The sequence below is a fragment of the Amycolatopsis pretoriensis genome (genome assembly GCF_900107925.1).
GTDB classification, from domain to species: domain Bacteria; phylum Actinomycetota; class Actinomycetes; order Mycobacteriales; family Pseudonocardiaceae; genus Amycolatopsis; species Amycolatopsis pretoriensis.
This window is the reverse complement of record NZ_FNUJ01000008.1, coordinates 69,686-91,691: the sequence shown is the minus strand read 5'-3', so window position 1 is coordinate 91,691 and position 22,006 is coordinate 69,686. Positions and strand designations below refer to the sequence as shown.

Annotated in this window: 22 protein-coding genes; 12 read left to right on the top strand and 10 right to left on the bottom strand. The window is 72.9% G+C overall.

Annotated features, from left to right (window positions below; all coding sequences use genetic code 11):
- Positions 1-8: 8 nt before the first annotated feature.
- The 3 genes from BLV96_RS33840 to BLV96_RS33830 all read right to left on the bottom strand — a co-directional run bounded on the left by BLV96_RS33840 (position 9) and on the right by BLV96_RS33830 (position 2,197).
- A complete protein-coding gene (locus BLV96_RS33840; protein ID WP_086683482.1) occupies positions 9-851 on the bottom strand; it encodes a DUF4097 family beta strand repeat-containing protein in 843 nt (280 codons plus the stop codon).
- A 72-nt stretch (positions 852-923) separates the two neighbouring features.
- Positions 924-1,421: a hypothetical protein gene (locus tag BLV96_RS33835; RefSeq protein ID WP_091389873.1), complete on the bottom strand. Its 498-nt coding sequence runs from the start codon at positions 1,419-1,421 to the stop codon at positions 924-926.
- 92 nt (positions 1,422-1,513) lie between these two features.
- On the bottom strand, positions 1,514-2,197 hold the full coding sequence (locus BLV96_RS33830) for a FadR/GntR family transcriptional regulator (protein ID WP_086679002.1): 684 nt from the start codon (positions 2,195-2,197) through the stop codon (positions 1,514-1,516).
- Between the two features lie 49 nt (positions 2,198-2,246).
- On the opposite strand from BLV96_RS33830, the gene BLV96_RS33825 reads away from it, so the two are divergent.
- The 3 genes from BLV96_RS33825 to BLV96_RS33815 all read left to right on the top strand — a co-directional run bounded on the left by BLV96_RS33825 (position 2,247) and on the right by BLV96_RS33815 (position 6,025).
- Complete coding sequence (locus BLV96_RS33825) at positions 2,247-3,467, top strand: CynX/NimT family MFS transporter (protein ID WP_086679001.1); 1,221 nt, start codon at positions 2,247-2,249, stop codon at positions 3,465-3,467.
- Between the two features lie 52 nt (positions 3,468-3,519).
- Entirely contained in the window at positions 3,520-4,419 is a 900-nt protein-coding gene (locus BLV96_RS33820) for a transcriptional regulator (protein WP_086679000.1), read from the top strand.
- A gap of 79 nt (positions 4,420-4,498) precedes the next feature.
- Positions 4,499-6,025 (top strand): proprotein convertase P-domain-containing protein, encoded by a 1,527-nt coding sequence (locus tag BLV96_RS33815; protein ID WP_086678999.1) that lies wholly within the window; start codon positions 4,499-4,501, stop codon positions 6,023-6,025.
- A gap of 45 nt (positions 6,026-6,070) precedes the next feature.
- Here BLV96_RS33815 and BLV96_RS33810 read toward each other — a convergent pair whose 3' ends face one another.
- Both BLV96_RS33810 and BLV96_RS33805 read right to left on the bottom strand, forming a co-directional pair.
- The gene (locus BLV96_RS33810; protein ID WP_086678998.1) at positions 6,071-7,465 is read right to left on the bottom strand and encodes a mycothione reductase; all 1,395 of its coding nucleotides are present in this window, start codon (positions 7,463-7,465) and stop codon (positions 6,071-6,073) included.
- Positions 7,466-7,562: 97 nt separating this feature from the next.
- Positions 7,563-8,435: a M15 family metallopeptidase gene (locus BLV96_RS33805; protein ID WP_244180681.1), complete on the bottom strand. Its 873-nt coding sequence runs from the start codon at positions 8,433-8,435 to the stop codon at positions 7,563-7,565.
- 166 nt (positions 8,436-8,601) lie between these two features.
- Here BLV96_RS33805 and BLV96_RS33800 point away from each other — a divergent pair, with 166 nt between their 5' ends.
- The 5 genes from BLV96_RS33800 to BLV96_RS50920 all read left to right on the top strand — a co-directional run bounded on the left by BLV96_RS33800 (position 8,602) and on the right by BLV96_RS50920 (position 11,315).
- Positions 8,602-9,417 carry a S1 family peptidase gene (locus BLV96_RS33800; RefSeq protein ID WP_086678997.1) on the top strand — a complete coding sequence of 272 codons (816 nt, stop codon included), beginning with the start codon at positions 8,602-8,604 and terminating at the stop codon, positions 9,415-9,417.
- 18 nt (positions 9,418-9,435) lie between these two features.
- Entirely contained in the window at positions 9,436-9,870 is a 435-nt protein-coding gene (locus tag BLV96_RS33795; protein WP_086678996.1) for a GNAT family N-acetyltransferase, read from the top strand.
- A 76-nt stretch (positions 9,871-9,946) separates the two neighbouring features.
- Positions 9,947-10,495 (top strand): TetR/AcrR family transcriptional regulator, encoded by a 549-nt coding sequence (locus tag BLV96_RS33790; protein WP_086678995.1) that lies wholly within the window; start codon positions 9,947-9,949, stop codon positions 10,493-10,495.
- Complete coding sequence (locus BLV96_RS33785; protein WP_244180679.1) at positions 10,492-11,034, top strand: NAD(P)H-binding protein; 543 nt, start codon at positions 10,492-10,494, stop codon at positions 11,032-11,034. Before BLV96_RS33790 ends, BLV96_RS33785 begins: the two co-directional genes overlap by 4 nt.
- Positions 11,031-11,315: a Rossmann-fold NAD(P)-binding domain-containing protein gene (locus BLV96_RS50920; RefSeq protein ID WP_244180677.1), complete on the top strand. Its 285-nt coding sequence runs from the start codon at positions 11,031-11,033 to the stop codon at positions 11,313-11,315. The genes BLV96_RS33785 and BLV96_RS50920 overlap by 4 nt, the downstream gene beginning before the upstream one ends.
- On the opposite strand, the gene BLV96_RS33780 is transcribed toward BLV96_RS50920, so the two are convergent.
- The 3 genes from BLV96_RS33780 to BLV96_RS33770 all read right to left on the bottom strand — a co-directional run bounded on the left by BLV96_RS33780 (position 11,312) and on the right by BLV96_RS33770 (position 15,485).
- A complete protein-coding gene (locus BLV96_RS33780; RefSeq protein WP_086678994.1) occupies positions 11,312-12,487 on the bottom strand; it encodes an 8-amino-7-oxononanoate synthase in 1,176 nt (391 codons plus the stop codon). The genes BLV96_RS50920 and BLV96_RS33780 overlap by 4 nt on opposite strands.
- A 96-nt stretch (positions 12,488-12,583) precedes the next feature.
- Positions 12,584-14,194, bottom strand: a complete 1,611-nt coding sequence (locus tag BLV96_RS33775; RefSeq protein WP_086678993.1) for a DEAD/DEAH box helicase — start codon at positions 14,192-14,194, stop codon at positions 12,584-12,586.
- A gap of 325 nt (positions 14,195-14,519) precedes the next feature.
- Positions 14,520-15,485 carry a serine protein kinase RIO gene (locus BLV96_RS33770; RefSeq protein ID WP_091389870.1) on the bottom strand — a complete coding sequence of 322 codons (966 nt, stop codon included), beginning with the start codon at positions 15,483-15,485 and terminating at the stop codon, positions 14,520-14,522.
- Positions 15,486-15,756: 271 nt separating this feature from the next.
- Between BLV96_RS33770 and BLV96_RS33765 the strand changes: the two genes are divergently transcribed.
- Positions 15,757-17,286: a phytoene desaturase family protein gene (locus BLV96_RS33765; RefSeq protein WP_086680046.1), complete on the top strand. Its 1,530-nt coding sequence runs from the start codon at positions 15,757-15,759 to the stop codon at positions 17,284-17,286.
- Between the two features lie 736 nt (positions 17,287-18,022).
- Here BLV96_RS33765 and BLV96_RS33760 read toward each other — a convergent pair.
- Complete coding sequence (locus tag BLV96_RS33760) at positions 18,023-18,928, bottom strand: MBL fold metallo-hydrolase (protein WP_086680044.1); 906 nt, start codon at positions 18,926-18,928, stop codon at positions 18,023-18,025.
- Between the two features lie 99 nt (positions 18,929-19,027).
- On the opposite strand from BLV96_RS33760, the gene BLV96_RS33755 reads away from it, so the two are divergent.
- The gene (locus BLV96_RS33755; RefSeq protein ID WP_086680042.1) at positions 19,028-19,459 is read left to right on the top strand and encodes a cytidine deaminase; all 432 of its coding nucleotides are present in this window, start codon (positions 19,028-19,030) and stop codon (positions 19,457-19,459) included.
- Entirely contained in the window at positions 19,459-20,325 is an 867-nt protein-coding gene (locus BLV96_RS33750; RefSeq protein ID WP_086680040.1) for a LysR family transcriptional regulator, read from the top strand. The genes BLV96_RS33755 and BLV96_RS33750 overlap by 1 nt, the downstream gene beginning before the upstream one ends.
- Here the strand turns inward: BLV96_RS33750 and BLV96_RS33745 are convergent.
- A complete protein-coding gene (locus BLV96_RS33745) occupies positions 20,295-20,849 on the bottom strand; it encodes a suppressor of fused domain protein (protein WP_244180675.1) in 555 nt (184 codons plus the stop codon). The two genes, BLV96_RS33750 and BLV96_RS33745, sit on opposite strands and share 31 nt — an antisense overlap.
- Positions 20,850-20,933: 84 nt before the next feature.
- On the opposite strand from BLV96_RS33745, the gene BLV96_RS33740 reads away from it, so the two are divergent.
- Positions 20,934-22,004, top strand: coding sequence for an NAD(P)/FAD-dependent oxidoreductase (locus BLV96_RS33740; RefSeq protein WP_167379824.1), 1,071 nt, complete (start codon positions 20,934-20,936; stop codon positions 22,002-22,004).
- Positions 22,005-22,006 lie beyond the last annotated feature (2 nt).

Below are 22,006 nucleotides of genomic sequence, written 5' to 3'. Positions count from 1 at the left end.
GTGGAGTCTCAGGCTCGGCGGATGACGATGTCGCCGGTGTAGCTGTGGGCTTTGACCTCGACGGTCTCGGTGCCGGCACCGGGCCCGTCGGCGGCGCTGAGCGTGTTGCGCACGGAGCCGGTCAGGGAGTTGAGCTCGAGCCACGCGGCGCTGCCCTCGCGGATGCCGACTTCGATCTCGCCGACGGCGGTCTCGAGCACGACCCGGTCGCGGACGACCTCGCCGAGCCGGATGTCGCCGGACGCGGTCTTGGCGTGCACGCCGGCGTGGGCGACGTCGACGAGGATGTCGCCGTTGGCCACGTTCACCCGCAGGTCGCCGGTCACTTCGCCGACGCGGGTCTCGCCGTTGGAGTTCTTCAGCACGGCGGTGCCGTCGATCTCGCGGATCCGCAGCTCGCCGGAGCCGGTGCCGACTTCGGCGTGCCCGGTGGCGCGTTCGATGGTGACGTCGCCGGTCGCGGTGTTCGCCTCGAGCCGGGCGGCTTCGTCGAGGTGGATGTCGCCGACGGAGGTCTTGAAGCGGCTGTCGCCGACCCGGCCGGTGACGCGGAAGTCGCCCATGGCGGCGGTGCCGGTGATCTGCGAGCCGGCGGGCAGCTCGACCGTGACGTGCAGGGCCCCGCCCTTGCCCCAGAGCTTGGTGACGTACTTCGGGCCCTTGACCAGCAGCTCACCGCCGGCGAACTCGACGCGGGTCTTCGCGACGGCCTTGACGTCCTCGCTGTCGCCCGGGTCGGCCGGGGTGACCTCGACGGTCGTCTCCGCCCGGTTCCCGGCGACGATCCGGACGTCCGCGACGCTGACGTCGATCGTGGCCGCGATCGGCTCGGGGGTGGGGAAAACAGGCATGGCTGCGCCCTCCTGGGGTGCTCGTGAGGCGTCTCCGCAGGTCGGAGACATGTGGGAAAAAGCGGAAGGGGGTTACTGAACCCAGCCGGTGTATTTCTCGCCGAACACCGACCGGCGCTGGGTGGGCCGGGCGCGGTCGGGGCCGAGGGCGGCGGTCGCGGCCCGGACGAGCCAGGCGTTGGTGGAGAGCCGCTCCCGGCTCGCCGCCTCCTCGACCCGCTGCTTCAGCTGTTCGGGCAGCCGCAGGTTGATCCGGGAGACGGCGCCGTCGTCGGCTTCCGGCGGCGGCGCGACGGGCTCGGGGGCCACCGGCTCGGCGGCCGGGGTGGGCGGGAGCGTGACGGCGAACTCGGCGTCCCGGCGGCGGAGGCGGACTTCGACGGAGCCGGGCGCGAGGTCGCGGGTGATCTCGTCGGCCGCGGCCGAGAGCGTGTCGAGCAGGGTCAGCCGGATGGCGGCCTCCAGCGGGGAGGCCAGCCGTTCGGCCAGGGCGACAGCGTCCTCGCCGGCCGCCTCGGCGGCTACCGCGAATTCGCGGCGGAGGCTGTCCACGAGTGGTGTCAGGTCCATGGCACAACTATGGCGCCACGATGGCACCACGACAACCCTGAATTGGCACCCTTAAGGGTCACAAGTGGTGCCATTCGAGCTGAACCCGCAGGTCAGGCGCGTTCGACGCGGTCCAGGAGCTCGTCCAGGAACCCGCAGGCCTCGGCCGCGGCCCGGTCGGGATCGCGCTCGGCGATGGCGTCGGCGAGGCCTTCGTGGCCGATCTCGGGCACGTGGTCCACGCCCGGTGTGATGCTCGACGTCGCCGCGACGCTCGCCGTGATGACCTCCGTCAGCCCGCGGTAGAGCTCGGTGAGCAGCCCGTTGTGGCTCGCGCGCACGACCGCCATGTGGAACTCGGCGTCGGTGTGCGCGAAGTCCTCCCAGCGCCCTTCGCGCAGCTCGGTCTCGCGCCGGGCCAGCAGCGACCACAGCTCGGCGACCTCCTCCTTGGTGCGCGACAACGCGGCGAGCCGCGCGCCCTCGGCTTCGAGGGTGCGCCGGACCTGCAGGACCTCGCGCAGCTCGTCGCCGCAGAGCCGGCGGATCGCCCCGGACACCTCGCTGGTCGCGCGCACGTACGTGCCGTCGCCCTGGCGCACTTCGAGCAGGCCCGTGTGCGCGAGCGCGCGTACGGCTTCGCGGACGGTGTTGCGCCCGACGCCGAGCTGTTCGCCCAGCTCGACCTCGGTGGGGATGCGCGTGCCGAGGGGCCAGTCGCCGTGCGCGACCGCGGTCCGCAGCTGCTCGATGACCTGGTCGACCAGGCCGGTGCGCCGGGTGGTGGCCAGAGGCACAGGAGTCATCCCTTCATCCAATCATCCTACGTATGCGATAGTAGCGGTCATGCACGTGGAAAACCGTGAACTCGAACTGGACGGCGCCGTGGAGGTCCGGACCCCGGGCGTGGTCGCCGCCGGCGCGCTGCTCGCGGTCGCGGTGGTGCTCACCGCCCTCAACCTGCGCCCGGCCATCACCGGCGTCGGGCCGATGCTCGCCGAAATGCGCGCGGACCTGGGGACGTCCGGCGTCTGGGCCGGCGTGCTCACGACGTTGCCGACGCTCTGCTTCGCCGGCGCCGGCCTGGCCGCGCCGCTGCTCGCGCGCCGGGCCGGGATCGGTGCCGCCATCGCGATCGCGTTGGTCGCGCTCGGCGCCGGGCTCGTGCTGCGGGTGGTCGACGGCCCGGCCGTCGTGCTCGGCGGCACGCTCGTCGCCACCGCCGGGATCGCTCTGATCAACGTGCTCATCCCGGTCGTCATCAAGGACTCCTTCCCGGCCCGCATCGGCGTCATGACCGGCGTCTACACCGCGGCCCTGCAGGGCGGCGGGGCCCTCGGGTCGGCGGTGACCCCGCAGCTCGGCGACCTGTTCGGCGGCTGGCGCCCGGCTCTCGGGAGCTGGGCGGTGGTGGCCGTCGTGGCGCTGCTGGCGTGGATTCTCGCAGCCCGCGGCACCGGCCGGACGCCGCGGCCCGCCGACGCCACCGACAGCGGGCGGTCGCTGCTGCGCAACCGGCTCGCCTGGATCGTCACGGTGTTCTTCGGCCTCCAGGCCTTCTACGCCTACGCGGCGATGGGCTGGTTCCCGCAGGTGCTGATGGACGCGGGCGTTTCCCGCGACCAAGCCGGCCTGCTGTTCGGTCTCGTCTCGCTGATCGCCGTGCCGATCAGCCTCTTCATCGCGCCGATGGCGGCCCGCGCCCCCGGCGGTCAGGGGCCGTGGATCGTGGGCCTCGGCGTGTTCGGCTTCGCCGGGACGACCGGGCTGATGCTCGCGCCGTCGTGGTCGCCGCTGCTGTGGAGCATCCTCGTCGGGCTCGGCATGAGCGTGTTCTCCCTGGCCCTGACCGTGATCGCGCTGCGCGCGCGGACCGGCGCCGACACCGCCCGGCTCTCCGGGATGGCGCAGGGCTTCGGCTACCTGTTCGCCGCGCTCGGGCCGTTCCTCTTCGGCCTGCTGCACGACGTCGCGGCCGGCTGGACCGTGCCGCTGGCGATGCTGCTCGGCCTGCTCGTCGTCCAGGTCGTGTTCGGTGCGCTCGCGGGCCGCCGCCGGTTCGTCTGATTCTTAACTGTTAACGCGGTTCGCCCGGGTGCGTGCCGCTTAAGATCACCGGGTGGCCGTGCCGTCGCCGGACCTCGGGACGTTGCTGCGCGAGGGCCCGTTCGACGCCGCCCTGCGCGCGGCCATCCGCGCCCGCGGGCTGAGCCTGGACCGGCTGCGCGAGCACCTGCGGGTCCGCGGGGTCACGGTCACGACGGCGACGTTGAGCTACTGGCAGTCCGGCCGCAGCCGGCCCGAACGGCGGGATTCGGTGCGCGGGCTGCGTCAGCTCGAGGCCGTCCTCGAGGTGCCGGCGGGCTCGCTCGTCGCGTTGCTCGGGCCGCCGCGGGTGCGCCGGGCCGCGCCCGCGGAGATCGGCCGGTTCTGGACGGACGGCCGGCGCATCGACGCCGCGGTGTCCGATGTGGACATCCGGTGGGACGAGCGGCTGACCCGGTTGAGCCAGCACGACGTCGTCCTCGTCGGGCCGGACCGCGAGGAACTGGAGTTCCGGTCGCGGCAGGTGCTGCGCGCCGAGGCCGACGGCCCGGACCGGTGGGTGGTGATCCTGCACCTCGACGAGCACGACCGGCCGCTGCCGGAGCTGCGTTCGCTGCGCGGCTGCCACGCGGGCCGCAGCGTCCACCGGCCGGAAGACGGCCTGCTCGTCGTCGAACTGCTCTTCGGCCGGCCGCTGCTGCGCGGGGAAACGGTGCTCACCGAGCACACGCTCGTGAACCGTGCGCCGCACCCGGTCGCGACGAACTACGAACGCAAGTTCCGGTTGCCGGTTCGCGAATACGTGCTCGAAATCCGGTTCTCCCCGGAGGCGGTGCCGGCGGTGTGCCGCCGGTTCGCCGAACCCGGGGAACGCGCCGACGTCGTCCCGGAATCCGGTGCGGTGCACGGGGTCGCGCTGAACTTCGGCCCCGGCCGTTACGGCTTCGAATGGGACTGGCCAGTTAACTGTTAAAGACTTGCGGATCTGCAAACCGGTCGATCCGGCGGCTTACCGTCTGCGCACTCCACTCGCCGATCCGAGGAGAATACCGATGCGCAGATTCGTTTCCGTCGCCGGCGTGGTCGCGATGGCCGCGCTGGGCCTGGGTGTCGCGCTCGCCGAGGCGGCACCGGGCCACCCGGACGCCGAGGTCGCGGGCGTCGCCGCGGCGTTCGGGCTGACCACCGACGAAGCCCGGACGCAGCTCGCCTCGCAGGACCGGGCGCACCGGCTGGCCGCGACCCTGCCCGCTTCGGTGCGCGCGGGTTCGGCTGGGCAGTGGTTCGACGCGGGTACCGGCCGGCTGACCGTCGCCGTCACGACCGCCGAAGCCGCTGGTCAGGCGCGTGCCGCGGGCGCCGCGGCGCAGGTCGTCGCGCGCAGCCAGACCGATCTGGACCGCACCGACGCGGCCGTCCGGGCGCTGGTCGGGGCGGGTGTCCCCGGCGTCTACGGCTGGGGTGTCGACGTCCGCGGCAACGAGGTCGGCGTCGACGTCGACCGGACGAAGAAGACCGCGGCGACCGAGAGTTTCCTTTCGCGCGTGCGGGATCTGGGGGTCCGGGTCACCGAGACGTCGACGTCGCCGCGGCAGCAGTCGGGCACCATCCAGACCGGCAACCCGTGGTGGCCGGGCAGCGAAAGCAACTGTTCGGTCGGCTTCCCGGTGACGGATTCGAGTGGCGCCAAGCACTTCCTCACCGCCGGCCACTGCACGAACGACCGCGACCAGGCCGCGTACGGCGCTTCGGGGCAGCAGAACCGGATCGGGACGTCGAACGTCGGCGGCACCCACAGCGTCAACGCGCGCGAAGGCGACATGGGTGTCGTCGCGGTGACGGAGCCGGGCTGGACCCTGTCGGCGTCGGTGAACACCTGGGGCCAGCCGGCGGTCACGCTGACCGGCGCGGCCGAGGCGATGGTCGGCGACCGCGTCTGCCACTCCGGCAACACGTCACACTGGCAGTGCGGCGAGGTGAAGTACACGCACAAGTCCGTCGACTACGGCGGCGGCCTGGTCATCGACGACCTGACCTGGACGACGGCGTGCTCCCTCGGCGGCGACTCCGGCGGCGGCTGGCTGCTCGGCGACAAGGCGACCGGCCTGCACGACGGCGGCCCGTCCCAGTGCGTGCAGAACCCGTCGGACGGCGACCTGTCCCTGTTCCAGCCGGTCATCGAGGCGCTGAGCAAGTGGCAGCTCAGCCTGGTCACCGGCGGTGGCCCGACGCCGGGCGGCCGCACCTTGACGAACGACACGGACTACGCGATCCGCGACTACCAGCAGGTGTTCAGCCCGGTCACGTCGGACCTGACCGGCCAGGCGGCGACCCCGCTGTCGGTCGCGGTGACGATCCGCCACACGTGCGCCGAAGACCTCGGCATCACGCTGCTGGACCCGAAGGGCAAGGCGTACGCGCTGAAGTACAGCGGCGGCAGCACGTGCACGGCGTGGAACGGCGCCCGGACGTTCAGCGTCCCGGCGTCCTCCCCGGCCGCCGGCAAGTGGCAGCTGCGCGTCACGGACTACGGCCCCGGCGACACCGGCACCCTCGACGCCTGGTCGATCACGCTGTAGGGACTCCCGCGGGCCGGGCGGTCACCCCGCCCGGCCCGCGGTGACTCAGTCCAGGGGCAGGTTGAGCAGCGCGTTCTCGACCAGCTCCGGCATCGCCGGGTGGATCCAGTACTGGCCCCGCGCCATCGATCGCGCGTCCAGGCCGAAGCTCATCGCCTGGATCAGCGGCTGGATCACCGACGACGCCTGCGGCCCGATGATGTGCGCGCCCAGCAGCTTGCCGGTCGCCGGGTCGGCCAGGAGCTTCGCGAAGCCGGTCGTGTCCTCCATCGCCCAGCCGTACGCGATCCCGGCGTAGTCCTGCTTCGAGACCACATAGGACACTCCGAGGTCGCGGGCCTTCCGCTCGGTCAGCCCGACGGAGGCGACCTGCGGGTGGGTGAACACCGCGTGCGGCACGAACCGGTGGTCGGCGGTGATCCGGTCGTCCGGGTGCACCAGGTTGTGCTGCACCACGCGGGCTTCGTGGTTCGCGACGTGCTTCAGCTCGTGCGGCGACGAGAGGTCGCCGAGCGCGTAGATGCCCTCGACCACGGTCTCCTGGTAGTCGTCCACCACGACGTGTCCACTGTCCATTGTGGTCACACCGGTCGCGGTGACGTCCAGCAGATCGGAGTTCGGCCGGCGGCCGGTCGCGATCAGCAGCAGGTCGGCCTCGACGGTCTCGGCGCCCTGCGGGCCTTCGAGGTCCAGCGCCACTCCGCTGCCGGTCTTGCGCGCGCGGACGGTCTTGCGGTCCAGGCGGACGTCGAAGCGTTCCGAAGCCAGCTCGGTGAAGCGCGCGCTGACGTCGTCGTCCTCCGAACGCAGCAGCCGCCCGGAGCGGTTGACCAGCGTGACGTGCACGCCGAACGACGCGAAGACGTGCGCGAACTCGGCCGCGATGTACCCGCCGCCGAGGACGACGATCCGCTCGGGCAGCTCGTCGAGCCGCATCACGGTGTCGGACGTGTAGTACTCGACGTCGTTCAGGCCCGGGATGTCCGGGATCACCGGGCGCCCGCCCGCGGCGAGCACGAACTTGTCGGCGGTCAGGACCTCGTCCGGCCGGCCGTCGGCGAAGCTGACACGCAGCTCCTTGTGCCCGGTGAAGCGGGCGGTGCCTTCGTAGACGTCGACGTCCTTGTTGTCCTCGTGGCTGCGGCGGTACTCCGCGCCACCGGCCGCGATCGGGTCGATCCGGCCGAAGATCCGGTCGCGGATGTCGCGCCAGCGGACGCCCTTCAGCTCTTCGTCGACGCCGTACTTCGCGCTGTGCGAAGGCGTGTACGCGACATCGGCGGCGTACACGAACATCTTCGTCGGGATGCAGCCGACGTTCAGGCAGGTACCGCCGAAGGTGCCCTTCTCCACGATCGCCGTCTTCTTGCCGGCGAAGTCGGGGCCGAGGATGGAGTTCCCCGATCCCGTCCCGACGATCACCAGGTCGTAGTGGGGCACTGCATCCTCCGCGGGGGTCGGTTCCGGTCGATTCACCCTAGCCAACCGTCGCCGCGAAGCGGGTGTTCCCGCCTGTGCTTAACGTCGTATTACGTGGTCAGTGGCCGGTCGCGGTGAAGTGCATCCGGTCCTTCGGGCTGGTCCAGGCGCCGCCCCACGACCATCCGGCCGCGGCGAACGCGCGCACGGTCGCGTCGCCGGCCAGCACCATGCCCGGCCGGCGGTCCCCGCGGTCGAGGTAGGCCGACGCCAGTTCGGGCAGCACGAGCCGGCCCTGGGTGTAGGGGTTGCAGAACGGGTTGACGTCGACGGCGAGCCCGTACGCGTGCGCCGACCAGGTCGTCTGCCCGCGGGCCGGGCGGCAGACGAACGCGCTGGTGCTGTTGCCGTCGCCGGTCGGCGGCGCGGTCAGCTCGCCGGGACTGGTCACCCGCATCTCTTCGAGCGGGAAGTGCGCGGCGAAGAGCTGCCCGAAGACCTTCGTGATCCCGGCGGCGCCCTTGGCGTTGACCAACATCTCGCCGGTGTGCGCGCGGCCGTCGAAGCCCCAGAACGACATGGTCAGGTAGCGCAGATCGGTCGACTTGACCGGGCACGCGGCCTGCCAGGTGCTGCGCGCGAGGACGCCGGGCGGCACGGCGCTGGTCGTCGAGGCGTACCGGTCGCCGGAAGGCGGGGGAAGAATGTCTTTTGTCGGAAGTGCCCGGTTCACCAGTTCGGGTGGCGTCGGCTCGATCTCGCCGAAGCCGTCGGGGCGGAGGGGGAGCGGGTGGGCACCCACCTGCCAGGTGACGGCGGGCGCGGGAGGTGCGGCCGCCGGCGCCGTCGTGACCCTCGCCGGGGGCGTCGCCGGAGTGGTCGCCACCGTGGTCAAGGGCGCAGGTTGCGGCGTCGAGGGCACTTCCGCCGAGCACGCGGCCGCCGTCAGGGCCAGGACCGCCCCGAGTGCCGCCGCCGCTCTCCGTCGCATCCGGCCAGCTTGACAGAGGCGTGTGTTCGGCGCGGAGTCCACCCGTTCCAGTGACACCGTTTTGGGCCCCCTCGGATTAGGGTATTGAGCGCACGTCGTTCACGCACCGGAGTCATCCGGGTGCCGAGTGCTCTGTCTCGTGCTGTTCCGAAGAGGGGAAAGTCCCATGTCCGTGAAGTCCCGCCGATCCCTGCTGCTCGCGAGCGGCGCGCTCCTCGCGGTCGCCGCGGTGGCCGTCCCGGTGGTGGTCGGCACGGCGTCGGCGGACCCGGCTTCGGCCAACCAGCCGCGGATCGTGGGCGGCGACAAGGCTTCCCTTTCCGACCACCCCTACGCGGTCTACCTGACCGACTCGGGCGGCAACCAGTTCTGCGGCGCGGTGATCGTCAGCTCGACGGCGGTCGCGACGGCGGCGCACTGCGCGAAGGCGGTCGCGAAGCAGGACGTCCGCGTGGTCGCGGGCCGCGAGGACAAGCGCACCGACGTCGGTCAGGTCCTGGGTGTCTCGAAAGTCTGGATCGGCAAGGGCTACAGCGACCCGACGCAGGGCGACGACATCGCGGTGCTGACGGTCCGCGGCCAGCTCGACTACCGGCCCGCGCAGCTCCCCAAGAGCGGTGACACGGCTGCGTACCGCGAAGGAACCCAGGCGACGGTGCTCGGCTGGGGTCGCATCGCCGACGGCGGCGACCGGTCCGACTACCTGCGCAGCGCCCAGGTCCCGGTGGTCTCGGACAACACCTGCCGCTCCGACTACTCCGTGTACGACCAGAAGACGATGGTGTGCGCCGGCTACGAGAAGGGCGGCATCGACGCCTGCCAGGGCGACTCGGGCGGCCCGCTCGTGGTGGGCGACACGCTGATCGGCATCGTGTCCTTCGGCGACGGCTGCGGCAAGCCGGGCAAGCCGGGCGTCTACACGCGCGTGTCGACGTACACGGCCGACATCGAGGCCCAGGCCAAGCCCCGCGTCTTCGGCTGAGCGTGATAGGCAGGGGACATGCCGACCCTGCACGACGCGTTCGGACCCGAACTGACCGCCGCCCAGCTCCACGACATCCTCCGCCTGCGCGTGGACGTGTTCGTGGTGGAGCAGAAGGCCGCGTACCCGGAGCTCGACGGCCGTGACCTCCGCCCGGACACCCGTCACCTGTGGTTCGCGGACGCGGACGGGGTGACGTCGTACCTGCGGGTGCTGCTGGACCCGGACGGCGTCCGCCGCATCGGCCGCGTGGTCACGGCGGCAGCTGCCCGCGGCCAGGGCTTGGCGGCGCAGTTGATGGACGCGGCCCTCACGGTTCCCGGCGAGTACGTCTTGGACGCGCAGACGTACGTCCAGGGTTTCTACGCGCGCTACGGCTTCGTCGCGGAAGGCGCGGAGTACACCGACGACGACGGAATCCCGCACATCCGCATGCGCCGCCTCCCGGCCTGAGACCGCCTCGACAGAGTCCCGAGTCAGGCTTACTCTCGATACGAGACGATACCGTCTCGTATCGAAAGGGGAGGCCGTGCCGGGACGACCACGGGACGCCGGCCGCGACGTCGCCATCTTCGACGCGACGCTGAAGCTGCTGATCGACGTCGGCTACGACCGGACGTCGATCGAAGCCGTCGCGGCGGCGGCCGGAGCGGGCAAGGCGACGATCTACCGCCGCTACCCCGGCAAGGCCGCGCTGGTCGCCGCGGCCGTCGACCACCGGTCGGGCGGCACGCCGCCCGAGCCTTCGGCCGGAGACCTCCGCGGCGCGCTCCTGGAGACCGCGAACTGGCTCGCGCGCGAGATCGCCGAGCAGGAAGTCGGCTTGCTGGGCGCGCTCTTCGCCGGGATGCGCGGCGACCCGGACCTCGCCGCGGCGATGCGGCGGATCCTGCACCGCGACCAAGCCGCGATGACCCGGGTCCTGGACCCACGCGGCGCCGCGCTCTTCGGCGAGATCGTGCCGGCGCTGCTCGTCCACCGGTTGGTCGTCACCGGAGAACCCTGCGACGAACCGTTCGTCGAGCACATCGTCGACGACATCCTGCTGCCCCTGCTGGAAGAGGATCCCCCGCGATGATCGTGATCACCGGCGCGACCGGCGCCCTGAACGGCGCCACCGTCGAGCACCTGCTCACCCGCGTCCCGGCCGGCGAGTTAGCCGTCAGCGTGCGCGACACCGCGAAGGCCCGGTCCTTCGCCGACCGCGGCGTCGAGGTGCGGCGAGGCTCCTACGAAGACCCCGCCGCCCTGCGCGCCTCGTTCGAAGGCGCCGACCAGGTGCTGCTGGTGTCGTCCAACGACCCGGCCGCCGACGCCGTCGCGTTGCACCGCACCGCGATCGAGGCCGCGGTCGCCGCGGGCGCGCGGCGGATCCTCTACACCAGCCACCAGAACGTGCGCCCGGACAGCGCGTTCCCCCGGCGCGGGACCACGCCGCCACTGAGGAGATCCTCGCCGGTTGCGGTGTCGCCTGGACGTCGTTGCGCAACGGCTTCTACGCCCACAGTCTCGGCTGGCTGCTCGGCCCGTGGCGGGAGACCGGCGAAATCGCCACGCCCGAGGACGGCCCGGTTTCGTGGACCCACCGCGCGGACGCCGCCGAGGCCGCCGCGGTGATCCTCGCCGAGCGCACCGTCGAAGGCCCGGTCACCCTCACCGCGCCCACCGCCGCCACCTTCGCCGACCTCGCAGCCGAACACACCGGTCGCGAGGTCAAGCGCGTGGTCGTCGACGACGAACAGTGGGTCGCCGGCCGGATCGCGGCCGGCACGCCCGAGCCCATGGCCCGCATGTTGCTGGCCTTCTTCATCGCCGCGCGGCGGGGTGACTTCGCGGAAACGGGCCCCCGTCTGGAAGAACTCCTCGGCCGGGAGCCGCTGCCGGCAGCTCTCGTTTAGCTCGTCGCGCCCCGCGGCGCGGTCGCCGTGATCACCTTCACCGCGCGGTCCACGTCGGCCTCGGTGAGGTCGGCCCGCGCGGTCAGACGCAGGCGCGAGATGCCGTCCGGCACCGACGGCGGCCGGAAGCACCCGACCCGGATCCCGTGCTCCGCGCACGCCGCCGCCCACGCGACCGCCGTCTCCGCGGACGGCGCCTGCACCGAGATCACGGCCGCGTCCGGCAGGCTCGCCTTCAGCCCGGCCGCCTTCAGCGACATCGCCAGGTTGCCGGCGTTCTCGACGACCTTCTCCGCCAACCCCGGCTCTTCCTTCAGCGCGTGCAACGCGGCCAGCGCGGCCGCGGCGCTCGCGGGCGCCAGCGCGGTGTCGAAGATGAAGCTGCGCGCGGTGTCCACGAGGTGCTTGATCACGCGCCGCGGCCCCACGACCGCCCCACCCTGGGCGCCGAGGGACTTCGACAGCGTCAACGTCGTGACGACGTCGGGCGCACCCGACAGCCCGGCCGCGTGGACCGCGCCCCGGCCACCCTCACCCAGGACGCCGAAGCCGTGGGCGTCGTCCACGAGCAGCGCCGCGCCGTGCGAACGGCAGATCTCGGAAAGCTCACCGAGCGGGGCGAGGTCGCCGTCGACGGAGAACACCGAGTCCGTGACCACCAGCGCCCGCGGCTTCCGCCGGGTCGAGAGCGCGTGCTTGATCGCGGACGGCGTCGAGTGCGCGACCGCGGCGACGTCGGCGCGGGACAGCCGGCAGCCTTCGATCAGGGAAGCGTGGATGTACTTGTCCGTGACGATCGCGGATTCGGACCCCGACAACGCCGTCACCGCGCCGAGGTTCGCGGCGAAGCCGGAGGAGAACACCAGCGCCGCCTGCGCGCCGCAGAACCGGGCGAGCTCCAGCTCCAGCTCGGTGTGCAGCTCGGTCGATCCGGTGACCAGCCGGGACCCGGTCGACCCGGCGCCCCAGCGCAGCGCGGCGGCCGCGGCGGCCCCGGCGACGCGCTTGTCGCGGGCCAGCCCGAGGTAGTCGTTCCCGGCCAGGTCCAGCTCGTCCGCCTGCGCCGGACGCGGCCGCAGCTGCCGCACGAGCCCCGCGTTCGCCCGCTTCTCCGCCTCGGCGTCGAGCCAGTCGAAAACCTCATCGGGCGGGGGCGTCGGCGGCGTAGTCACGTCCCGCAGTCTCCCATTCGCCGTCCGCGTGACCGTGAACCAGGGCCCGGAAACGCCGGAAGCCCCGGACCGCGGTCCGGGGCTTCCAGGGGGAAATCAGCTGTCGTAGCCGCGACGCGGGCCACGGCTCGGGCGGCCGTAGCCACCGCCGTTGCCCGAGCGGGGCTGACGGCCGCGGCCGCCGAAGCCGCCGGGACGACCCTCGCGGTGGCCGGAGCCCTCGCGGGAGCCCTGGTGGTACCCGCCGCGGTCGCCACCACGGTCACCACGGTCGGCGCCGTAGCCGCCGCGGTCGCCACCGCGGTCGCCGTGGTTGCGCTCGCCGCGGTAACCGCCGCGGTCGTAGCCGCCGCGATCACCGCGGAAGCCGCCACCGCCGCGACGCGGGTTCTCGCGCCGCCGCTCGACGACCGGCTCGCCGCTGGGCTCCTGGGCGCCGGTGATGCGCGACAGCGCGTCGTCGCCCGGGCGGACCGTCGTGGACTCGGCGCGGACGCCGGCCCGGTCGGTCAGCCGGCGGACCATCCGGCGCTGGTCGTGCGTCGCCAGCGTGACGACCACGCCGGACGCCCCGGCGCGAGCCGTGCGGCCGGCGCGGTGCAGGTAGTCCTTGTGGTCGGCCGCCGGGTCGACGTGCAGCACCAGCGAGATGTCGTCGACGTGGATGCCGCGCGCCGCGACGTCCGTGGCGACGAGCACCGGGGTGTGGCCTTCCTTGAAGTCGGCCAGGACGCGGTTGCGCTGCCCCTGCGTCTTGCCGCCGTGCAGCGCCGCCGCGTGGACGCCCTGCTCGCGCAGGCGCTCGGTGAGGCGGTCGACGTGGTGCTTGGTGCGCACGAACATGATCGTGCGGCCCTCGCGGGCGCCGATCTGCGTGATGACGTCCTGCTTGTCCTGGTGCGACACCTGCAGCACGTGGTGGTCCATGGTGTCGACGCTCGCGGTCGACGGCGCGACCGAGTGCGTGACCGGGTCGCTCAGGTACTGGCGGACCAGGCGGTTGACGTCACCGTCGAGCGTCGCCGAGAACAGCAGGCGCTGCCCACCCGGCGGGGTGAGGTCCATGATCTCGCGGACCTGCGGCATGAAGCCCATGTCCGCCATCTGGTCGGCCTCGTCGAGCGCGATGAAGTTGCAGTCACCCAGGTGCGCGGTGCCCTGCCGGACGTGGTCCGACAGCCGGCCCGGGGTGGCGATCAGCAGGTCGACGCCGCGGGAGAGCGCGTCCGCCTGGCGGGCGAAGGCCATGCCGCCGACGGCCGTGCGGCACCACAGGCCGAGCGACTTGGCCAGCGGGGTCAGCGAGTCGGCCACCTGCATGGCCAGCTCGCGGGTCGGGACCAGGATCAGCGCGCGGGGGCGCTTCGGGCGGGCCTTGCCGCCGTCGAGCCGGGCCAGCATGGCCAGGCCGAAGGCGAGGGTCTTGCCGGAGCCGGTCTGGGCGCGGCCCAGCACGTCACGGCCGGCCAGCGCGTCCGGGATGGTCGCGGACTGGATCGGGAACGGGTTGTTGATGCCCGCGTCGGCCAGCGCGCGGAGCAGCGGCTCCGGCAGGCCCAGCTCGGCGAAGGTCTTGGTGGCCACGGTCTCGACGGCGTCGTCGCGCAGCATGTCCCCACCGGCGGCCGGGCGCTGGCGCGGCTTGCGGTCGGGACGGTCCGCGCGCGCGGACGTCGAGGAAGGGCCGGAGTTGAACGTGACGGTCACAAATGCCTCTCGGACGTGGTTCGTCACAAGGAGGCCCGGCTCCCCGCGCGCAGGCAGGGCAAGATGGTGTGCGGTGGGCGTTCACAAGGACGGACCCGGCACACTGTGTCTTGCGCTTTTCCGACACTGCGCGCCGCTTGGGATTACGGATCACCGCGAGCCATTCGGTGGCTTTGGAGGCGACGGACACCAACTACATCCACGCCGCCGGTTGCGGTCTGTATCGATAGTACCTGAAGGGGAGCTGGTCCTCCGCATGGAGGTAACCCGTTGTGGGCGGCGTCGCAGACGTGTTCCGTGCCACATCCGCGACGCCGCCGCGCGGTCACCCGAGACCGGCTGCGGAAACGAGGTCCGCCAGCAGCCCGTCGGTGTTCGTGACGTGCTCGCCGAGGCCGCGCCCGTGGAACCAGCCGGCCAGGTTGCGCACGTCCCGGGCCAGGAACTCGGCGCCGGCGGGGTTGGCGACGACGTCGACGACCTGGGGCAGGTCGATCACCATCACCCGGCCCCGGTGCACCAGCAGGTTGTACGCCGAGAGGTCGCCGTGCGCGAGCCCTTCCGACGCGAGCAGCTCGAGCGCCCCGGTGGCCTGGAACCAGAGGTCCTTCAGCTCGTCCGGGTCCGGGCGCGCCTGGGCCAGCCGCGGCGCGGCCGTCCCGTCGTCCTCGCCGAGGAATTCCAGCAGCAGTTCGGTGCCGTTGCGCTGCACCGGGTACGGCACGGGCGCGCCGAGCGTCCACAAGCGACTCAACGCGGCGAACTCCGCGACGGCCCACTGTTCGGCGATGAGGTTGCGGCCGAACGCGGTGCGGTGCTCGATCGCGCGCATCTCGCGGGACCGGCGCATCCGCCGTCCTTCGAGGTAGCCCGCATCGCGGTGGAACAGCTTGTGTTCGTCGCTGCGGTAGCGCTTCGCGGCGAGCAAAGTGCCTTCGGCGCCGGGCAGGCCGCGCCGCAGCAGGTGGACGTCGGCCTCCTTGCCGGTCTTGAGGACGCCGAGATCGGTGTCGACCGCGGCGAGCTCGGTGACGACCCAGTCCGGCCGGGGTGACGGACCGTGTTCGGCGTCGTCCCAGGTGGACCAGCGGTCAGCCCCATCGGGGAGCTGGTTTTCGGTGTAGGCGTCGTCGCGCAGCTTGGCGAGCCGGACGCGTTCGCCTTCGGTGAGCCGCCCGCTGCGGGTGGGCTCGGGTTCTTCGAACCGCCCGCGGCGGCGTGACCGCGCCTGACGGCGGCGGGTGGGCTGGTCGTCGAACGAGTCGAAGTCTTCGAAGTCGTGCTGGCGCACTGGTGGGGTTCTCCTTGGTCAGGGATGCCCCACCGGGCGCGTGGTCAGCTCCGGGGGGCGGGTGGGCGAGGGCGCGAAAGGGCCCGGACATCCATCACGTCGGCACCTCCCGGATCTCGACCCCGGCTCCCTGCCGGTTGCGGTTCAGCTTGCCGGTTCGGTCACGCTCCGCGCAAGCGAATAGCGCGAAAGGACCGTTCGCGACGTTTCCTTGAATTCGCACCGCTGTCATGGCCACGATGAATAGGCAGGCGAAACCCGAGGAGGGCGGATGGATTCCTACGACGTCGTGATCGTCGGAGGCGGGCACAACGGGCTGGTGGCGGCCGCGTACCTGGCGCGGGCGGGCCGGTCGGTGCTCGTGCTCGAACGGCGCGGGGAGACCGGTGGCGCCGCCGTGTCGTTCCGCGCGTTCGACGGCGTGGACGTCCGGCTTTCCCGCTACTCCTACCTCGTGAGCCTGCTGCCGAAGAAGATCGTGGCCGATCTCGGGCTCGACGTCCGGTTGCTGCGGCGCCGGATGTCGTCGTACACCCCGACCGGCGACTCGGGTCTTCTTGTCGACACGGGCGACGCCGGCCGGACGGTGGCGTCGTTCCGCGCCGTCACCGGGTCCACAGCGGACTTCGCGGCGTGGCAACGGTTCTACGAGCTGGCCGAAGGCGTCGCCGGGCGCGTCTTCGGCACGCTGACCGAGCCACTGCTGTCCGAAGTGGACTTCCGAGCACGGGTGGGTGACGCCGAAGCGTGGTCGGCGTTGTTCGAGCGGCCGATCGGCGAGACCCTGACGTCGTGGTTCGGCGACGACACGGTCCGCGGCGTCGTGCTCACCGACGCGCTGATCGGCACGTTCGCTCCGGCGGGTGGCGAGGACCTGCGGCAGAACCGGTGCCTGCTCTACCACGTGATCGGCAACGGCACCGGCGACTGGGACGTCCCGGTCGGCGGCATGGGCGCGGTCACCGGTTCGCTCGCCGCGGTGGCCGCGGCGGCCGGAGCGCGGCTCGTCACGGGTGCGGAAGTGCTGTCCGTCGCCCCGGACGGGGAAGTGCGGTACCGCCGCGACGACGCGGAGCACGTCGTGCACGGCGGGCACGTCCTGGCGAACGTCGCGCCGGCGACGCTCGCGAGGCTGCTGGGCGAGGAGCCGGCGGATCGCCCGGAGGGCGCGCAGCTGAAGGTGAACATGGTGCTGTCCCGGCTGCCGAAGCTGCGCGACCCGAACGTCGATCCGGCGGAGGCGTTCGGCGGCACGTTCCACGTCAACGAGACCTTCTCCCAGCTGGAGAGGGCCTATCGCGAGGCGGCGGCGGGGAGGATCCCCTCGCTTCCGCCGTGCGAGATCTACTGCCATTCGCTGACGGACCCGTCGATCCTCGGCCCGGCCGAGCGAGCGGCGGGAGCGCAGACGCTGACGCTGTTCGGCCTGCACATGCCGGCCCGCCTCTTCGAGGGGCACAACGAAGAGGCACGCGAAGCGGCGTTGCGCGCGACGCTGGCTTCGCTGAACAGCGTGCTGGCCGAGCCCATCGAGGACTGCCTGCTGGTGGGCCCGGACGGCAAGCCGAGCGTGGAGGCGAAGACCCCGCTCGACCTGGAGGCCGAACTGGGGTTGCCGGCCGGCCACATCTTCCACCGCGACCTGGCGTGGCCGTACGCGGAAGACCCGGCACGGCAAGGCAAGTGGGGCGTGGAGACCGAGCACGAGCGGGTGCTGCTGTGCGGCGCGGGAGCCATGAGGGGAGGTGGTGTGAGCGGCATCCCCGGCCACAACGCGGCAATGGCGGTGCTGGGCAGCTGAGCGGAAGGTGTTTTCCCGCACGGGAAGACGACCGTCAGCGAGACGCCCGCGCGAGCGGACCCATCCCGGTGTGGGTCGGCCCGTGCGGGGGTCTACGGCGATGGCGGACTTCCGCGGCGAATCCGGGCAGCGAACCCTGCCCGGCGGCGCCTCCAGCCCGGCGGGCTAAGCCGGAGAAGGCAACCCAGGCAGGGCCGGCCGGGCGGGACCGGCCCGGCGGTGGGCTTGCCGGCGGCGAGTCCTGCCCGGTGGCGGGTTTACCGGCGGCGAGTGCTGCCCGGCGGTGAACCCGCCTTGGCGCCGAATCCCGCTTGGGAAGACGACCGTCAGCCAGGCGCCCGCGCGAGCGGACCCATCCCGGGGTGGGCCGGCCCGTGCGGGGGCCTGCTCCGACGGCGGACTTCCGCGGCGAACCCGGGCAGCGAACCCTGCCCGGCGGCGCCTCCGCCCCGGCGGGCCAGGCCGGAAGGCAACCCAGGCAGGGCCGGCCAGGCGGGACTTGCCCGGCGGCGAACCCGCCTCGGCGCCGAATCCCGCATGGGAAGTCGACCGTCAGCAAGGCGCCCGCGCGAGCGGACCCATCCCGGGGTGGGTCGGCCCGTGCGGGGGCCTGCTCCGACGGCGGACTTCCGCGGCGAACCCCGGCGGCGAGTCTTGCTCGGCGGCGGCTCACCGCCTGTGAGCCCACCCCGGCAGCGGGCCACCGCCCGGTGGCGAGCCCCCTCGCCACCGGTGATCACCCCCGGGTGGCTGTCTGTGCGTCGTGCTCGGCGCACAGGCAGCCGACCCCCGGGTCGATCCACTCGCGGCCGGCCCACTCCGGATGGCGTTCGACGAGCACCGAACGCACCTCGGCGGCGATCGCCTCCACGCCGAGCCCGGAGCCGCGCCGGTGCCAGGTCTCGTCCCGCAGCTCGCGCAGGTAGGCACGGACGTCGGTGAGCACCGCCACCCCGCCGACCTCTCCGTGCCCGGGCACCACCGTTCGCGGTCCGTCCGAAACCAGCCGGTCCAGCACCGAAATCCACCCCACTGCCGTGACGTCCGTGTCGTGCGGTGGGAACCACGGGAGGATCGCGAACTGCCCGGTCTCGGCCAGGTCGCCGGTGAACAGGACGCCGGCGTCCGGGACCTCGACCACCTGGTCACCGGTCGTGTGACCCCGGCCCGTCGGCCGCAGCCCGACGGTCCGGCCGCCGAGGTCGAGCTCCCGCGAGCCGTCGTAGACCTCGTCGGGCACGGGCACCCGCACGTCCTCGAGCCGGGCGGCCACCACCGGGTCGAGCCCGCGGAACATCTCGAGGTAGCCCGCGCCCTTCGTGGCGAAGTCGTCGGCCTGGGCGCGGTTGGCCAGGTACGTCGCCGCCCCGGCGAACACCTGCGCGCCGTAGGCGTGCTCGGGGTGGAAGTGGGTCGTCGTCAGGAACAGGCGACGGCCCGCGGCCACCGACGTCGCGAACGCGAGCACCTCCGCCGCGTTCGCGACGCCGAGGCCCGTGTCGACGACGAGGACGGCCTCCGTGCCGCCCACGACGCCGATGTTGGGTACGAGGTCGACGCCGTGGTTGGGGATCACCAGCAGGTCCGGCGCCAGTTCCACGGCGTCGGCCACCCGCACGGCGGGATCGGTCATGTCGGTCATGCCCCGATTCCACCGCCGGAAGGAAGGAGCCGTCCAAGACCGATTGCGAGGTGCCGATACCAGGAGAACATCGTCGCCGGTCAGCGCTACTGTCGGCGCATGGCAGTCGATCAGGAACTGGTGGACGCGGCGATCGCGCTGGCGCGGGACCGCTTCGGCGGCACGGCTTGGTCCGGGGCGGCGGCACTGCGCCTCGACGACGGGACGGTGTTGACGAGCACCGCGCCGGACTTCCCGAACCAGGCCGTCGGTCTGTGCCACGAAACCGGCGCGATCTGCGAAGCCTTCAAGCTCGGGCGGCGCGTGACCGGCTCGGTCTGCGTGACCGCGGCCGACGAGGACCGCGGCTACTGGGTCCTGGCGCCCTGCGGGGTCTGCCAGGAACGGCTCTTCACCCACGGTCCGGACGTCGAGGTCGCCGTCCCCGAGCCCGCGGACCCGCGCCGGTGGCGGGTCCTGCGGCTGCGGGACGTCCAGCCGCACTGGTTCGCGCGCGTCTTCCCCGACGACGTCTGGCCTTACGAGCGTTGATGGAACTGCGCACGCTGCGGTACTTCGTGGCCGTCGCCGAAGAACTCCATTTCGGCCGGGCCGCCGCGCGGCTGCACATGAGCCAGCCGCCGCTGAGCCGCGCCGTCAAGCAGCTGGAGGCCGACGTCGGCGCCGTGCTGCTGGTGCGCTCGGCCGCGGGCGTCGCGCTCACGCCCGCCGGCTCGGCGCTGCTCGACGAGGCGCGCGCTCTGCTGGAGCAGGCCGACCAGGCGCGCGTGCGCGTGGCGTCGGCGGCCGGCGCCACCGCGATCACGGTCGGCATCCTCGCCGACAGCGCGGACCCGGACGCGACGCGGCTCGCCGACGCCTACCGCCGGCGGCACCCCGGCGTCGAGGTCCGCGTCCGCGACACGGACCTCACCGACCCGACGTGCGGGCTGCGCGCCGGGCTCGTCGACGTCGCGCTGACCCGCGGGCCGTTCGACGACGCCGGCCTGACCGTGCACCGGCTGCGCGAAGACCCGGTGGGCGCGGTGCTGCGCGCCGACGACCCGCTGGCCCGGCGCGACCACCTGCGGCTCGCAGACCTCGCCGACCGGCGGTGGTTCCGGTTCCCGGACGGCACCGACCCGGTCTGGCAGGCCTACTGGCACGGCGGCGAACCGCGCGAAGGCCCGGTGGTGCGGGGCGTCCAGGAGTGCCTGCAAGCAGTGCTGTGGAACGGGACCGTCGGCCTGATGCCGCTCGGCCACCGGCCGCCGGGCGACCTGACGGTCGTGCCGCTCACGGACCTCGCGCCGAACCCCGTGGTCGTCGCGTGGAAGGACGCCGGCCCGCTGGTGCGGTCGTTCGCCGAGCTCGCGACGGCCGCGTATCAGACGACGGGCGGCCGGCGGACGTCGTAGAGGTCCCAGTCCAGCTGCCAGAACGCGTCGATGCCGTGCTCGCGGATGTACTTGCGTTCGGTGTCGTGCACCGGGTAGCAGCCGGCGATGCTGATCGGCGGGCCGCCGATGTCGATCAGCGTGTACTGGTGCGCGTCGAGGCCCGCGGGCGCCGACACGGCGAACGCCGTCATCGCCGACTCCGGGGCGATCGGCTGGCCGAAGTCGATGGTGTCGCCGTAGACGAACGGGCACGTGCCCCGCAGCTGCTCGGCGAGGTAGCCGATGGCCAGCGCCCACACCGGGTCGTCGGACCGGACGCTGATCCACAGCTCCGGTCGCACCCCGTGCCACTCGGCGTGGTCGGCGAGCGAGAGGCCGTAGGTCGCGCCGGTCAGGTATCTCGGCTCCGGTTCGTCGGCGAAGACGAACGCGATGACGTCGTCGAGCCCGGCGTGGGTCGACGTGATGGGCTGCAACCGGGGTTCGACGTCCCCGGTCAGGGTGTCGAGATGGGCGACATACCGCTCGGCACGGCTCGGCATGGCGCGCAGCATACGACCGGGCACTGTGCGGTGCGGGGGAAGCCCGTTGGCCCGGGCGCGGCACTTTCGGGCAGGGTGGGGGACATGCGAGTGCTCGTGATCGGAAGCGGAATCGGCGGCGCGGCAACGGCGTGGCACCTGGCGGGCCGGGGCGTGGAGGTGGTCGTCGCGGACGCGGCCCGCCCGGGAACGGCCACCGAAGCCGGCGCCGGGATCGTCAGCCCCTGGACGTCACGCTGGGACGACGCCCTGTACCCGCTCGCGTCGGCGGCCGGCCGGTATTACCGGGAATTGACGACGGAGCTCGCGGAGTCGTCGTTCGAGGTCGTCGGCGGGATGATCGTCTCGGCCGACGACGCCGAGCTGGCCGAAGCGCACGAGCGGCTGACCGCGCGGGCGGCCGACGCGCCGGAGGCCGGCGAGGTCCGCCGGCTCGACCCGGCCCAGGCCCGCGAGCTGTTCCCGGCCCTGGCGCCCGAGCTGGGGGCGGTGCACCTGAGCGGCGCGGGCCGCGTCGACGGGCACCAGCTGCGTCGCGCCCTGCTGCGCGACGCCGAACGCCGGGGCGTGACGTTCGTCGAAGGGGAAGTGGCGTTCCGTGCGGACGGGACCGTGGCGAGCCCGGACGGTCCCCTGGAAGCGGACAGCATCGTGGTCGCGGCCGGCGCGTGGAGCCGCGAACTGCTGGCACCGCTGGGGATCGACCTGCCGGTGACGCCGCACCGCGGCCAGATCAGCCACTTCGACCTGCCGGGCACGGACACGGCGGCGTGGCCGGTGGTGTTGCCCCGCACGAGCCACTACCTGCTGGCGTTCGCCGGCGGCCGCGTGGTCGCGGGCGCGACGCGCGAGGCGGAGTCGGGCTTCGACTACCGCGTGACGGCGGCGGGCCAGCGCGAGGTGCTGGACAACGCGCTGACGGTGGCGCCCGGCCTCGCGGACGCGACCTTGGCCGAGACCCGGGTCGGCTTCCGCCCGGGCACGCCCGACGGGTTGCCGATCCTGGGGTCGATCCGGCCGGGGCTGGCGGTGTCGACGGGATTCGGTCCGGGCGGGCTGACGAACGCGCCTTTCGCGGGGAAGCTGGTCGCGGCGGTCGCGCTGGGGGAGGACCCGGGCTTCGACCTGACGCCGTTCGCGCCGGACCGGTTCTGAGC

Excerpts from the sequence above, each read along its gene's own strand:
- BLV96_RS33840 (WP_086683482.1), bottom strand. The coding sequence starts at position 851 with ATGCCTGTTTTCCCCACCCCCGAGCCGATCGCGGCCACGATCGACGTC.
- BLV96_RS33835 (WP_091389873.1), bottom strand. The coding sequence starts at position 1,421 with ATGGACCTGACACCACTCGTGGACAGCCTCCGCCGCGAATTCGCGGTA.
- BLV96_RS33825 (WP_086679001.1), top strand. The coding sequence starts at position 2,247 with ATGCACGTGGAAAACCGTGAACTCGAACTGGACGGCGCCGTGGAGGTC.
- BLV96_RS33815 (WP_086678999.1), top strand. The coding sequence starts at position 4,499 with ATGCGCAGATTCGTTTCCGTCGCCGGCGTGGTCGCGATGGCCGCGCTG.
- BLV96_RS33805 (WP_244180681.1), bottom strand. The coding sequence starts at position 8,435 with ATGCGACGGAGAGCGGCGGCGGCACTCGGGGCGGTCCTGGCCCTGACG.
- BLV96_RS33800 (WP_086678997.1), top strand. The coding sequence starts at position 8,602 with ATGTCCGTGAAGTCCCGCCGATCCCTGCTGCTCGCGAGCGGCGCGCTC.
- BLV96_RS33795 (WP_086678996.1), top strand. The coding sequence starts at position 9,436 with ATGCCGACCCTGCACGACGCGTTCGGACCCGAACTGACCGCCGCCCAG.
- BLV96_RS33785 (WP_244180679.1), top strand. The coding sequence starts at position 10,492 with ATGATCGTGATCACCGGCGCGACCGGCGCCCTGAACGGCGCCACCGTC.
- BLV96_RS33765 (WP_086680046.1), top strand. The coding sequence starts at position 15,757 with ATGGATTCCTACGACGTCGTGATCGTCGGAGGCGGGCACAACGGGCTG.
- BLV96_RS33760 (WP_086680044.1), bottom strand. The coding sequence starts at position 18,928 with ATGACCGACATGACCGATCCCGCCGTGCGGGTGGCCGACGCCGTGGAA.
- BLV96_RS33755 (WP_086680042.1), top strand. The coding sequence starts at position 19,028 with ATGGCAGTCGATCAGGAACTGGTGGACGCGGCGATCGCGCTGGCGCGG.
- BLV96_RS33750 (WP_086680040.1), top strand. The coding sequence starts at position 19,459 with ATGGAACTGCGCACGCTGCGGTACTTCGTGGCCGTCGCCGAAGAACTC.
- BLV96_RS33745 (WP_244180675.1), bottom strand. The coding sequence starts at position 20,849 with ATGCCGAGCCGTGCCGAGCGGTATGTCGCCCATCTCGACACCCTGACC.
- BLV96_RS33740 (WP_167379824.1), top strand. The coding sequence starts at position 20,934 with ATGCGAGTGCTCGTGATCGGAAGCGGAATCGGCGGCGCGGCAACGGCG.